Source organism: Nocardia sp. CA-084685, from assembly GCF_050955785.1.
Taxonomy (GTDB): Bacteria; Actinomycetota; Actinomycetes; order Mycobacteriales; family Mycobacteriaceae; genus Nocardia.
On sequence record NZ_CP192094.1, the window covers coordinates 5,813,559 to 5,826,176 of the forward strand.

Here is a 12,618-nt window from a genome sequence, read left to right on the forward strand (position 1 = left end):
CCCGCGGCCACCCTCACAGACGAGTGGAGCTGACGTGACGACAAGTATCGATACTTTCGGCGCCAAGGGCACCCTCGAGGTCGGAAGCAACTCCTACGAGATCTTCCGTCTCTCGGCCGTGCCCGGCACCGAAAAACTCCCCTACGCACTGAAGGTCCTCGCGGAGAATCTGCTCCGCACCGAGGACGGCGCCAACATCACCGCCGATCACATCCGCGCCATCGCGAGCTGGGATCCGTCGGCTCAGCCGAACACCGAGATCCAGTTCACCCCCGCCCGCGTGATCATGCAGGACTTCACCGGCGTGCCCTGCATCGTCGACCTGGCCACCATGCGCGAGGCCGTCACCACCCTCGGCGGCGACCCGAGCAAGGTCAACCCGCTCTCCCCCGCCGACATGGTCATCGACCACTCGGTCATCCTCGACGTGTTCGGCCGCGCCGACGCCCTCGAGCGCAACGTCGACCTGGAGTACCAGCGCAACGGCGAGCGCTACCAGTTCCTGCGCTGGGGCCAGGGCGCCTTCGACGATTTCAAGGTCGTCCCGCCGGGCGTCGGCATCGTGCACCAGGTCAACATCGAATACTTGGCCCCCACGGTCATGGTCCGCAACGGCCAGGCCTACCCCGACACCTGCGTCGGCACCGACTCGCACACCACCATGGTCAACGGCCTGGGCGTACTGGGTTGGGGCGTCGGCGGTATCGAGGCCGAGGCGGCCATGCTGGGGCAGCCGGTCTCCATGCTCATCCCGCGCGTCGTCGGCTTCAAGCTGACCGGTGAGATCAAGCCGGGCGTGACCGCCACCGACGTGGTGCTCACCGTCACCGATATGCTGCGCAAGCACGGTGTGGTCGGCAAGTTCGTCGAGTTCTACGGCAAGGGCGTCGCCGAGGTGCCGCTGGCCAACCGGGCCACCCTGGGCAACATGAGCCCCGAATTCGGTTCCACCGCAGCGATCTTCCCGATCGACGGCGAGACCATCAACTACCTGCGCCTCACCGGCCGCACCGACGAGCAGCTCGCGCTGGTCGAGGCGTACGCCAAGGAACAGGGCCTGTGGCACGACGCCGACAACGAGCCTGCCTATTCGGAGTACCTCGAGCTGGACCTGAGCACCGTGGTGCCGTCCATCGCCGGTCCGAAGCGTCCGCAGGACCGAATCCTGTTGTCGGACTCCAAGACCGCGTTCCGCAAGGACATCCACAACTACACCAACGACGCGGAGTCCGGCCCGGCCGCCACCACCCCGCACACGCATCTGGATGAGGCCATCGAGGAGTCCTTCCCGGCCTCGGATCCGGCCGTGCTGTCCTTCGCCGACGACGACGCGATCCTGCCGTCCGCCGCCAACGGCAGTGTCGGCCGTCCGTCCAAGCCGGTCAAGGTCTCCGATCCGGAGCGCGGTGACTTCGTGCTCGATCACGGCGCGGTCGTGGTCGCAGGTATCACCTCCTGCACCAACACCTCCAACCCGTCGGTCATGCTGGGCGCGGCCCTGCTGGCTCGTAACGCGGTCGAGAAGGGCCTGTCGTCCAAGCCGTGGGTCAAGACCAACATGGCCCCGGGCTCGCAGGTCGTCTCCGACTACTACGAGAAGGCCGGTCTGTGGCCGTACCTGGAGAAGCTGGGCTTCTACGTGGGCGGTTACGGCTGCACCACCTGCATCGGTAACACCGGTCCGCTGCCGGAGGAGATCTCCAAGGCGATCAACGACAATGATCTGTCGGTCACCGCGGTACTGTCCGGTAACCGCAACTTCGAGGGTCGTATCTCTCCCGACGTGAAGATGAACTACCTGGCCTCGCCACCGCTGGTCATCGCGTACGCGCTCGCGGGCACCATGGACTTCGACTTCGAGACCGACGCCCTGGGCAAGGACACCGACGGCAACGACGTCTTCCTGAAGGACATCTGGCCGTCCCCGCAGGAGATCGACGACACCATCAAGTCGGCGATCAGCCGGGATATGTTCACCAAGTCCTACGCCACCGTCTTCCAGGGCGACGAGCGCTGGCAGGGCCTGAACACCCCTGAGGGCAACACCTTCGCATGGGACGAGAACTCGACCTACGTCCGCAAGGCGCCGTACTTCGACGGCATGGATATGGAGCCGGCGCCGGTCGAGGACATCAAGGGCGCGCGCGTACTCGCGCTGCTCGGTGACTCGGTCACCACCGACCACATTTCCCCGGCCGGTCCGATCAAGCCGGGCACCCCGGCCGCGCAGTACCTCGACTCGCACGGCGTGGAGCGCAAGGACTACAACTCCCTGGGCTCGCGCCGCGGTAACCATGAGGTGATGATCCGCGGCACCTTCGCCAACATCCGGCTGCGCAACCAGCTGCTCGACGATGTCTCGGGCGGCTACACCCGCGACTTCACCCAGGACGGTGGCCCGCAGGCGTTCATCTACGACGCCTCGCAGAACTACCAGGCCGCCGGCATCCCGCTGGTCGTGCTGGGCGGCAAGGAGTACGGTTCGGGTTCCTCGCGTGACTGGGCCGCCAAAGGCACCTCGCTGCTGGGTGTCAAGGCCGTCATCACCGAGTCCTTCGAGCGCATCCACCGCTCGAACCTCATCGGTATGGGTGTTATCCCGCTGCAGTTCCCGGCCGGTGAGTCGGCCGCGTCGCTGAAGCTGGACGGCACCGAGACCTTCGAAATCGAGGGCATCACCAAGCTGAACGAGGGTGTGACTCCGAAGACCCTGAAGGTCACCGCCACCAAGGAGGACGGCGATGTGGTCACCTTCGACGCGGTGGTGCGGATCGACACCCCCGGTGAGGCCGACTACTACCGCAACGGCGGCATCCTGCAGTACGTGCTGCGCAACATGATTCGCGGCTGAACACCTGTGCTGTAGTAGGTCCGCGCACCGCGTCACCCGCGGTGCGCGGACCTCTTCACATTGCATTGCCCGCTTCGCTCGGAGGAGCCCGCCGAAATGCCCAAAGTCAGTGATGATCACCTCGCCGCCCGGCGTAGTCAGATTCTGGACGGGGCGCGGGCCTGTTTCGCCGAATACGGGTACGACGGGGCGACCGTGCGGCGCCTGGAAGAAGCTATCGGCCTGTCGCGCGGCGCGATCTTCCATCATTTCCGGGACAAGGACGCCCTGTTCCTCGCTCTGGCCCAAGAAGATGCCGACCGGATGGCCGATGTCGCGGCCAATCAGGGTCTGGTGCAGGTCATGCGCGATATGCTCGCCCACCCGGAGCAATTCAATTGGCTCGGAACCCGTTTGGAGATCGCGCGCCGACTGCGCACCGATCCGGAATTCCGCGCGAGCTGGACCCAGCGCTCCGCCGAACTCACCGCCGCCACCCTGGCCCGCCTGGAACGCCGCAAGGCCGCGGGCGCTTTGCGCGACGACGTCCCGACCGACGTCCTCCTCGGCTACCTGGATCTGGTGCTGGACGGGCTCATCGCCCGCATAGCTTCCGGCCACACCAACGAAAACCTGTCCGCGGTACTGGATCTCGTCGAAGCCTCGGTCCGCCGGAAGGAGTGAGTCGGCCGCTGCATCCCTTGGGCGGATCGTCCGGCAGCGGCGCGAAATCCATCGTGCGCGACAGGGGCCAGGACTGACGGCAGCCGCCGGTCACGGCGACACCGTGCAACCGCGGATGCGTCACGGAATGCGGAATCTCGACCATAATCCTCGACATGGAACTGAACGGAGCACGCGTCCTGATCACTGGCGCGACGGGTGGGATCGGAGTCGCGAACGCCGCCGCGGTCACCGCACGGGGCGCGAACGTAGTGCTGTCCGGACGGCGAGCCGAAGCACTCGACCAGGTCGCGACCCGGTTCGGCGCGCGTGCGGCGGTCGCGGATCTCGCCGTGCCGGGTGACGCCGCGAAGCTGCTCGAGGAGGCCGGTGAGCTCGATGTCGTCATCGCCAATGCCGCACTGCCCGGTTCGGGCGACCTACTCGACTATTCGGTGACCGAGATCGATCGGGCGCTGGAGGTCAATCTGCGCGCCCCGATCTTGCTTGCCCGCCTTGCCGGTGCGCAGATGGCCGAACGCGGCAAGGGACACCTGGTCTTCATCAATTCCCTGTCCGGCAAGGCGGCATCCGGTAAGGCGGCGATGTACAACGCGACCAAATTCGGACTGCGCGGCTTCGCCTTGGCCCTGCGCGCCGACCTGCAAAGCCGTGGCGTCGGTGTCTCCTCGATCTACCCGGGATTCGTCAGGGACGCGGGCATGTTCGTCAAATCCGGCGCGGCCGTACCACCAGGCGTCGGCACCCGAAGCCCAGAAGACGTCGCGAACGCCGTCGTCCGAGCGATCGAACGGAACATCGCCGAAACCGACGTAGCCCCCCTCCCGGTCCGCCTCGGCGCGACATTGGCGCTGATCGCCCCCAATCTCTCGACCCGCGTTCAGCGGCTCTTCGGAGCCGACAAGGTAATGACCGAACTAGCCGCTGGTCATCGCGACATGCGTTGAGCCCGACGACGGGATGTGAGACATTCCCGCGATACAGCGTCGCTCAGCTTCGTCAGCGGCACAAAAGCCGATCGTCGGCTCATATGGGCCGGTCAGTGGTGGGACAGGCGACTGAATACGATGCTGGCGCTAGTGAATCCCAGGGCGCCGAGGAGGGCGCACCAGAGGAGGGCGAGAGGGGCGTGGTGGGCGGTGTCGATGGCGTTCAGGAGTCCGCGCACGGTTTCGATGATGGGGGTGGCGGGTTGGTAGTCGGCGAAGCCGCGAAGCCAGGGCGGCATGGTGGTGGTTTGGACGAAGGCGCTGCTGATGTAGGGGATGAACATGATGGCGTAGGTGAGGCCGCCCGCGGCTTCCGGGTTCTTGGCGACCAGTCCGAGGGCGACGGCGATCCAGGAGATAGCCGTGACGAACAGGGTGATGACCGCCAGGGCCGCTAGCCAGCCGAGCGGACCGGCCTGGGGTCGGTAGCCGAGTGTGAGCGCCACCGTGACCGCGATCGCGATGGCCGCGAGATTACGGACAACGCCCTCGGCGACGTGGCCGGCGAGTACGGCCTGACGGAACATCGGCAGGGTGCGGAAGCGGTCGATGCTGCCCATTGTCATATCGGTGGAGACCGCGGTTGCGGTGATCGATGAGCCGAAACCCGTGCACAGCAACATGATTCCGGGTACGACATAGTCGAGATAGGGTCCACCGACATCGATGGCACCACCGAAAACGTAGGTGAAAAGCAGCATCACCAGAATCGGCATGAGCAGCGAAATGATCAGGGTGTCGCGGCTGCGCAGGGTGTGCCGGAGACAGCGGCGGAACATGACGAGAGTGTCGGCGAAGACGTCGGTCACCGGGCGGCGGCTTCGATGATATCGGCGGTGCGGGCGGCGGCGTTCTCGGTGCTCAGTGACTTCGCGAATTCTGCTGCGCGAGAGCGACGTTCGGATGTCAGCAGCGCCGCGACGCCTTGTTCCAGCCGCGCCTCTGTCAGTCGTGTGAACGGCAGATGCGCACCCACACCGAGCCGTTCGACCTGCCCGCCCCACATCGGCTGCTCGAACGACACCGAGCACACCAAGGTCGGCAGTCCGGCGCGCAGACTTTCGAACAGCGTTCCGATACCGCCATGATGCACCGCCGCGGCGCAATACGGAAAAACCAGGTCGTGCGCGAACGGACCCACAACCTTCACATCAGGTCCCGCCTGTGCATCGGCGATATCCAGATCACTCCACCCAACGCTGACCAGCGCACGCACACCCGAACGAGCGGACACTTCGGTAACCATCGCCAGCACCGCGGCCGTATCCCGAATTGGCATACTGCCGAATCCGAAGAACACCGGCGGTTCCCCCGCCTCGATCCACGACAGAATTCCCGCATGGTCGCCCGCCAAATCCCCGACGGCCTGTCGAGCAGCGTGATCGAGCGTCAGAAATCCGGTGAACGGCCTGCGCTCATCCCATTCTTCCGGCAGTCCCGGAACCAGCGCCGGATCGTAGATCTGCACTTCGGGAACATGCGCACGCGCCAATACCGCGGCGGTACTCGCCCGCGATTTCGGCAGTCCGAGTGTCGCGCGTAGATCGTTGAGATAGCGCATGAACACCACTCGGCGCAGATTTTCCGCGAACACCCAGGTCGCCTTATTGACGGCCGCGGGCGGATTCCACCGCGGCGGCAGCACACCCGGAAACGGATAGGCGCTATTACTCCGGCACGGGAAATAATGGAGGCTGACCAGCGGAACCCCCATCGCCTCGGCAACCGAACTGGCCCGATCCTCGGTGACAGTACTCGCCACGATCAGATCCGCGCCCGTGCAAACGTCGATGACTTCCCGATTCATCTGCTGGGCGTAATCGGCCATTTGCCGGGCAACCAATTGCATGAGCCGCAGGGTGTTGCCCGCCGCCAACGCCCGCTGTCCCGCGTCGGAACTGTAGAGCCGCTGCACATCCGGTCCGCAGGCGACGGCGGCAAGTCCGGTGGCGGTAGCGAATTCGACCAGATTCGGCGGCGCACCGAGCAGCACATCATGCCCGCGGCGGCGCAGTTCGAGTCCCAAGGCCACGACGGGCTGGATATCACCGCGGGTTCCGGTGAGCGGAATCGCTATTTTCACGGCACTCTTTCGTATCGGGCCCTGACGCCGACTGGATAGTCCACAGAATTAAGGGCTCCGCACGGCGGCGATGTGTCAGTACAGTGCCATTGTGCACATAGCGATGTTCATGGACTACCACCCGGCCACTCTCGGTGGAATCCAGACCGCGGTCGCTTCGCTGTGCCGTGGGCTCGAACGCGCAGGTCACAGCGTCACGCTATTCGTCGGACCGCAGCCGGACGCCGACGAGCTCCCGAATGTGGTGCCGCTGCGCGCCGCAGGTGGTCTCGCGGTGAACGGATTCCCGGTCGTGCTGCCGACCAAGCGCAACGCCCAACTCATCGACGCCGCCTTCGCCGCCCGTGGCCCGATCGACCTCGTACACACCCACACCACCTACGGTGTAGCCATCGCTGGCATGAGAGCCGCACGCCGACACCGTATTCCGCTCATCCATACCGCCCAGAGCCGCGATGACGCGTTCATCGAGAACACCTCGCCCGCACCGTATCCGGCGGCGCTGGCCCTGCGTGGACTGCACGGCCGGTTCGTACCGCACGATCAGCAGATGCCGCAGCGCGCCGAAAGCCGTGCGGCACGCCATGCCTGGTGGACGATCGTCGGTCAGGCCCAAGCCGCGGATCGGGTCATCGCGCCGACCCAGCACTTCGCTGACCAACTGCTCGCGCACGGGCTGACCCGGCCGCTTCGGGTGGTATCAAATGGTGTCGATGACGATCTCATCGAAAACTGCGGCGGCACAGCGGCTATCGAGCGCGCCGCCGACGCACCACTTCGGCTGATCTGGTGCGGGCGGCTATCGGCCGAGAAGCGGCTGCTCACCGCGATCGAGGCCATGCGGTATCTCGACGACTGCACTCTCGATATCTACGGTGACGGCGACCAGCGAGCCGAGGCGGCCGCCGCCATCGCCGAGTATCGACTCGTGGACCGAATCCGTCTGCACGGCAGGGCCACTCGAGCCGAATGCCTGGCCGCCATGTCCGAAGGCGACGCACTGCTGTTCCCCTCCCATGGTTTCGACACGCAGGGCATGGTCCTGCTGGAGGCGGTCGCGGTCGGCCTGCCCATCATCTACTGCGATCCCGATCTCGATGAATCGGTTCCACCCGGGGGCGGCATTCGCACCGCCGATCCATCGCCCGTCGCGATCGCCGCCAGCATCGCCGAGCTCAACGCCGATCGCTGGGCGCTCGCGGAAATGCGTCAGATCCTCGGCAAATACGGCGACTCGGTGCGTCAGTCCCAGCACATCGGGACGGTGCTCGAAATCTATCGACAAGCCCGGGCCGACTCCGCATGTAGCCCGGAACTGGTCATGCCACAATCGCTTTCGGAGGTTCCTACCGCGCCCGGTCAGCTGCCACTGGTCGGCCACAGCCTGCGGGCCCTGCGCGATGCTCCGGGCTTCGTCACTTCGCTGGCCGATCTCGGCCCGATCGTGCGCCTGAAGTTCGGCCAGAAGACCGGATATCTGCTCACCACACCGGATCTCGTCCGCGAAGTCGGGCTCGGTGATGCTGAACTCAATCGGGATGATCTGCGCGAGGCCATCGAGGACGTCGCGGGCGGATCGGTCAATGTCTTGCGCGGTGATGAGCACAAGCTGCGGCGGCGCATGATCTCACCAGCGCTGCGACAGAGCCGCCTTGCCGAGTACACGCGGGCGGCGGCCGATATCGCCGAAACCTGGTCGGCTAGTCTGCCTTCGGGCGGTCAGGTGAATCTGATGGATGAGGCACACGGCCTGATCCTCGACACGGTTTCCTCGACGCTGTTCACCGCCGATTTCAGCGATGACGCACGGCGTGAGATCCGCGACAGTGTGCCGTGGCTGCTCAGTCAGGTTATTCTGCGCACCGCGCTCCCGCCGCAGGTGCGCCGACTGCGGCTCATTTCGAACTGGCGCTGGCGCACGAAGGCCCGACACCTGCGCACCGCCATCGGTGCGGTCATCGTCGAATACCGCCGCCGCGACGAGGATTTCAATGATGTCGTATCGGCGCTGATCCGGCACACCGACAGCGAGACCGGTGCGACTCTGTCCGATGAGCACATCATCGATGAGGCGATTCTCATGCTGGCCGGTGGCGTCGGCTCGATGGCATCACTGACCGGCTGGCTCTGGCACGAGGTCATGCGCCGCCCACAGATCGCCGAGCGCTTGTACGCAGAACTCGATTCCGTCGTCGGAGCGGGCCGGGTGCGAGCCGACCATCTCGGCGCACTTCCGTACCTGAAACAAGTTGTGGCGGAAACACTTCGGTTCTGGGGCCCATGGATCAGCGCGGGCACCGCCGACGGCGATGTCACCATCGGCGGACTGACTGTTCCCGACGGCACGGCAATCATGTTCTCCCCCTACCTGGTTCAGCACAACAAGCGCTATTACGCCGATCCGGAATCCTTCGACCCGGACCGCTGGTCGCCCGAACGCGCCGCCGATATCGATAAGAAGGCCAACCTCTCGTTCGGCGTCGGCCGTCGCCGCTGCCTCGGCGACCATTTCGCCATGATCGAAATCGGCCTCGCCGCCGCTGCGCTGCTGGCCCGCTGGCGGCCGACACCCGACCCGAACTACACGGTACGTGCCTCCAATCGAGACTTCGTCCTGTCGCCCTCGGCGCTGCCCGTTACGCTGCGTCCGCGTTGAACACTTGCTTGGAGTGCACTCCAGGTCGCTAGCGTGGGTCCATGAGCAAAGTTTGGTTCATCACCGGAGTCTCACGAGGATTCGGCCGTGAATGGGCACTCGCCGCGCTGGAACGCGGGGATCAGGTGGCCGGTACGGCGCGCGATACCAGCACACTCGATGATCTCGTCGCGAAATATCCGGACAACTTCCTTCCGCTGCGTTTGGACGTCACCGACCGGGACGGCGATTTCACCGCGGTGCAGCAGGCCGCCGAGCGCTTCGGGCGGCTCGATATCGTGATCAACAATGCCGGCTACGGCCAGTTCGGCATGATCGAGGAGCTCAGCGAGGACGAGTTCCGCGCACAGTTGGAAACCAATGTCTTCGGCGCACTGTGGGTCACCCAGGCGGCGCTGCCGATCCTGCGAGCCCAGGGCAGCGGCCACATCGTCCAGGTTTCGAGCATCGGCGGCATCTCCGCCTTCCAAAACCTCGGCGCGTACCACGCGTCGAAGTGGGCGCTGGAGGGTTTCTCCCAGGCGCTCGCGCAGGAGGTCGCCCCCTTCGGCATCCACGTCACCCTGATCGAACCCGGTGGATTCGGCACCGACTGGGCGGGCCCCTCGTCGCGGCATGCCAACCCGCTTCCCGCCTACGATGCGGCCAGGGCCGCCCGAGCCGCCCAGCGTTCGGCGGTGCGCCAGGGTGATCCGGCCGCGACTCGCGCCGCCATCCTCGCGGTCATCGACGCGCCCGAGCCGCCGCTGCGCATTTTCCTCGGCGAGGCGCCATTGACCATCGCTACAGCGGACTACGAATCCCGCCTGGCGCTGTGGCGCGAATGGCAGCCCATTTCCGCTGCGGCACAGGGTGATTGAGGCAAATAGTTCGAGCACGACGCCGCCGGGGAAGTGGGGATGATGGTGGACCCGTCCCCGGCGGCGCCGACTATCCGAGACCGCGCCCTCGCTGGCCGACGGCGCGGGTACAGGTCGACAAAGGGAACGACCTGTCGCCTCCCCGCCGTCGGAGGAAGTCACGGACGCCTCCATGACCCCTCGATCGAAACCCGATGACGCATCAGCGAATTCAGACTGTACGACGCGACCACCCGAATACACCGCATTTTTCCAACGAATTAGGGACTGTGACGCACGCTACTCCGCACAATGACGCAGGTAGTCACCGAAATACGCGTACCCGTCCGGCATTCTCGGACTCCAGGTACGAAATCACCCCGGGAGCGGATCAGTAGTTGGCGTTCAGATAGTTGGCGGCATGGGTCGTCCACAGGACATCCGTGCCGGGCATAGTGTGTCCGGAGTACAGAACGTGCTGGCCATCCGGCCACGGCGTCAGATAGCCGATGACACCGTTGACCGCGGCCGCGTAGCGATCGAGATTGCCGATCGGATCGTTCATCAGGAAGCGCAGCAACTCGGCGAAGATCAGCGGGCCCACATTGCCGATGCGGGCGCCCTCGACGAACGAGAACGGCGAAATTCCGATATCGATGATCCGCAGCGGCGAGTCACCCGGTGACGCGGTAATGATATCGCCTGGATTCGCGTACTCCTTGACATCTAGTGCGGGCCAAGCGCCGTGTTCGCCGTGCAAGCCGTACGTCGTTGCCGGACAGAGATTGCCGACCGACTGGCCGTGTTTGCGCAGCGGGTTGGCGATATTGACGGCGAAGGCGATTTCCAGGGGCGAGCCGTCGGCGTTCTTGTACTGACCCGACCGCACCCCCTCCAGGATCTTGCTCGCGCAGATACTTCCGAGCGAATAACTCAAAAGTCCGCAAACGTTCGGCGAGTCCTGAATCGCTTTGACGCCCGCCGCGACACCGAGCCGGATCGAGGTGTCCAGCGAAGGGCCCCACAGTTCCGGGCTCGGACCCACCGAGGCGGGCCAATCCGGCTCGAAGGCGGTGAAACGGTCGGGATCGAGCAGTTTTGTGACATCGCGCAGCATCCCGGCGGGCGTCCCATTGGTATTCCGCGGTTCACCCGTGCCGCGGAGGGTGATGATATCGATCATCACCCTATGGTGAACCGATGACCGTCGCACCACCCGAGTAGCGAACTACCTCATTTCGCGCCGCCCTCGAGGCTGCCGAGCAGCACCCGAGCGATCCGATCCAGGTCGCGACGATCCTTCGCCGACAGCACCGACAACATCCTGGTTTCGTTCTCGGTATGCGCGGTGACGACTTTGTCGATCAGCGCGCGACCAGCGTCGGTGAGCGCGACCCGGATGGCACGGCGATCCTGGGCATCCGCGATGCGCCGGACCAGTCCGGCCGACTCCAGGCGGTCGAGCCGTCCGGTCATTCCGGCGCGCGACATCATCAGCGTGTCGGCGAGCACCGACGGGTTCAATTCGAACGGCTCGCCCGAACGACGCAGTGCGGCAAGTACATCGAACTCCCCGCGCTGCAGGTCGTGCGCGATGAACACCGCCTCGATATCCCGCTGCGCGACCACAAGCAGTCGACCCAGGCGTCCGATCACGCCCATCGCCTCCAACTCGAGGTCCGGCCGCTCCCGGCGCCACTGCTCGACGATCGCATCCACCGGATCCCGTTCGATCTCACCCATGGACAAGATTCTATTCGCCGTAATATAGTTCGGTAGCGAATTATCAACCAGCGAACCGTTTGGAGTACATCGTGAACGCCACCACCGACCGCACCTTCGCCATCCGCCAGTCGCAGGATGCCGAAACCCTCATCACCCCGTCGGTCACCATGCGCCTGCTCATCGACTCGAACGAGGCTGGCGGCGCGGTCAGCCACCTGGAGGTCACCATGGATAAGGGCGCCGACGGTGCGGCGCCGCACTACCACACCAAGTCGGACGAGCTGTTCTACGTCGCGGACGGCGAACTGCAGGTACTGGCCGGAGATAAGATCGTCACCGTGGGCGCGGGCGGGTCGATTGTGGTACCCAAGCTCATGCCGCACGCCTTCGGTGCCGCCCCCGACAGCCCCGCGCGAATCCTGATCGCACTCATGCCCGCGGTGGAACGCTTCGGCTACTTCCGTCTGCTCGACCGGCTGGTCAAGGGCGAGGCCAGCTTCGAAGATCTGGCGGCATCGCAGGAGGAATTCGATAACTGGTTCGTCGAATCGCCCGAATGGTGGGCCGAGCGCAACGCCAACCGGCACGAGTGATGAAGCGCCGCAGATCTTTCGAATCCGCGAGGAAATCGACATGTTCGACGGTACTGTCGCAGCGGAGGGGCGTACGCACCAAATGCACGGCCGCCAATCCCGGGCAATATCCACCGCGCAACACCGCTCGAAAGTAGCTCAATGGTTGCCGATGCCCATTCGGGCTTGCGCCGAAAATCTTTCGGCGCAAGCGCATCCCGAGCCTGAATTCGGTTTGCC

At 65.1% G+C, this 12,618-nt stretch carries 10 protein-coding genes; 6 read left to right on the top strand and 4 right to left on the bottom strand.

Features of this window, described 5'->3' with window-relative positions:
- Positions 1 to 34: 34 nt before the first annotated feature.
- From ACQP2U_RS25800 to ACQP2U_RS25810, 3 genes are all read left to right on the top strand, one after another.
- Complete coding sequence (locus ACQP2U_RS25800; RefSeq protein WP_433709853.1) at positions 35 to 2,851, top strand: aconitate hydratase; 2,817 nt, start codon at positions 35 to 37, stop codon at positions 2,849 to 2,851.
- 96 nt (positions 2,852 to 2,947) lie between these two features.
- Positions 2,948 to 3,514, top strand: a complete 567-nt coding sequence (locus ACQP2U_RS25805; protein WP_040691943.1) for a TetR/AcrR family transcriptional regulator — start codon at positions 2,948 to 2,950, stop codon at positions 3,512 to 3,514.
- A gap of 155 nt (positions 3,515 to 3,669) precedes the next feature.
- Entirely contained in the window at positions 3,670 to 4,461 is a 792-nt protein-coding gene (locus ACQP2U_RS25810; RefSeq protein WP_433709854.1) for an SDR family NAD(P)-dependent oxidoreductase, read from the top strand.
- 92 nt (positions 4,462 to 4,553) lie between these two features.
- Here ACQP2U_RS25810 and ACQP2U_RS25815 read toward each other — a convergent pair whose 3' ends face one another.
- Together ACQP2U_RS25815 and ACQP2U_RS25820 are read right to left on the bottom strand one after the other, a co-directional pair.
- Positions 4,554 to 5,282: an ABC transporter permease gene (locus ACQP2U_RS25815; RefSeq protein ID WP_433716585.1), complete on the bottom strand. Its 729-nt coding sequence runs from the start codon at positions 5,280 to 5,282 to the stop codon at positions 4,554 to 4,556.
- Positions 5,283 to 5,308: 26 nt separating this feature from the next.
- Complete coding sequence (locus ACQP2U_RS25820; RefSeq protein WP_433709855.1) at positions 5,309 to 6,586, bottom strand: glycosyltransferase; 1,278 nt, start codon at positions 6,584 to 6,586, stop codon at positions 5,309 to 5,311.
- Between the two features lie 91 nt (positions 6,587 to 6,677).
- Here ACQP2U_RS25820 and ACQP2U_RS25825 point away from each other — a divergent pair, with 91 nt between their 5' ends.
- Both ACQP2U_RS25825 and ACQP2U_RS25830 read left to right on the top strand, forming a co-directional pair.
- Positions 6,678 to 9,242, top strand: a complete 2,565-nt coding sequence (locus tag ACQP2U_RS25825; RefSeq protein WP_433709856.1) for a cytochrome P450 — start codon at positions 6,678 to 6,680, stop codon at positions 9,240 to 9,242.
- Between the two features lie 41 nt (positions 9,243 to 9,283).
- Positions 9,284 to 10,102, top strand: coding sequence for an SDR family oxidoreductase (locus ACQP2U_RS25830; RefSeq protein ID WP_433709857.1), 819 nt, complete (start codon positions 9,284 to 9,286; stop codon positions 10,100 to 10,102).
- 370 nt (positions 10,103 to 10,472) lie between these two features.
- Here ACQP2U_RS25830 and ACQP2U_RS25835 read toward each other — a convergent pair whose 3' ends face one another.
- Together ACQP2U_RS25835 and ACQP2U_RS25840 are read right to left on the bottom strand one after the other, a co-directional pair.
- Positions 10,473 to 11,264, bottom strand: a complete 792-nt coding sequence (locus ACQP2U_RS25835) for a hypothetical protein (protein WP_433709858.1) — start codon at positions 11,262 to 11,264, stop codon at positions 10,473 to 10,475.
- A gap of 50 nt (positions 11,265 to 11,314) precedes the next feature.
- On the bottom strand, positions 11,315 to 11,824 hold the full coding sequence (locus ACQP2U_RS25840) for a MarR family winged helix-turn-helix transcriptional regulator (RefSeq protein ID WP_433709859.1): 510 nt from the start codon (positions 11,822 to 11,824) through the stop codon (positions 11,315 to 11,317).
- 149 nt (positions 11,825 to 11,973) lie between these two features.
- On the opposite strand from ACQP2U_RS25840, the gene ACQP2U_RS25845 reads away from it, so the two are divergent.
- Positions 11,974 to 12,399 carry a cupin domain-containing protein gene (locus ACQP2U_RS25845; protein ID WP_433716586.1) on the top strand — a complete coding sequence of 142 codons (426 nt, stop codon included), beginning with the start codon at positions 11,974 to 11,976 and terminating at the stop codon, positions 12,397 to 12,399.
- Positions 12,400 to 12,618: the final 219 nt, after the last annotated feature.

What these genes read in the sequence shown, in the direction of transcription:
- ACQP2U_RS25805 (WP_040691943.1), top strand. Translation starts at nt 2,948, where the DNA reads ATGCCCAAAGTCAGTGATGATCACCTCGCCGCCCGGCGTAGTCAGATT.
- ACQP2U_RS25810 (WP_433709854.1), top strand. Translation starts at nt 3,670, where the DNA reads ATGGAACTGAACGGAGCACGCGTCCTGATCACTGGCGCGACGGGTGGG.
- ACQP2U_RS25815 (WP_433716585.1), bottom strand. Translation starts at nt 5,282, where the DNA reads ATGTTCCGCCGCTGTCTCCGGCACACCCTGCGCAGCCGCGACACCCTG.
- ACQP2U_RS25830 (WP_433709857.1), top strand. Translation starts at nt 9,284, where the DNA reads ATGAGCAAAGTTTGGTTCATCACCGGAGTCTCACGAGGATTCGGCCGT.
- ACQP2U_RS25835 (WP_433709858.1), bottom strand. Translation starts at nt 11,264, where the DNA reads ATGATCGATATCATCACCCTCCGCGGCACGGGTGAACCGCGGAATACC.
- ACQP2U_RS25840 (WP_433709859.1), bottom strand. Translation starts at nt 11,824, where the DNA reads ATGGGTGAGATCGAACGGGATCCGGTGGATGCGATCGTCGAGCAGTGG.
- ACQP2U_RS25845 (WP_433716586.1), top strand. Translation starts at nt 11,974, where the DNA reads ATGCGCCTGCTCATCGACTCGAACGAGGCTGGCGGCGCGGTCAGCCAC.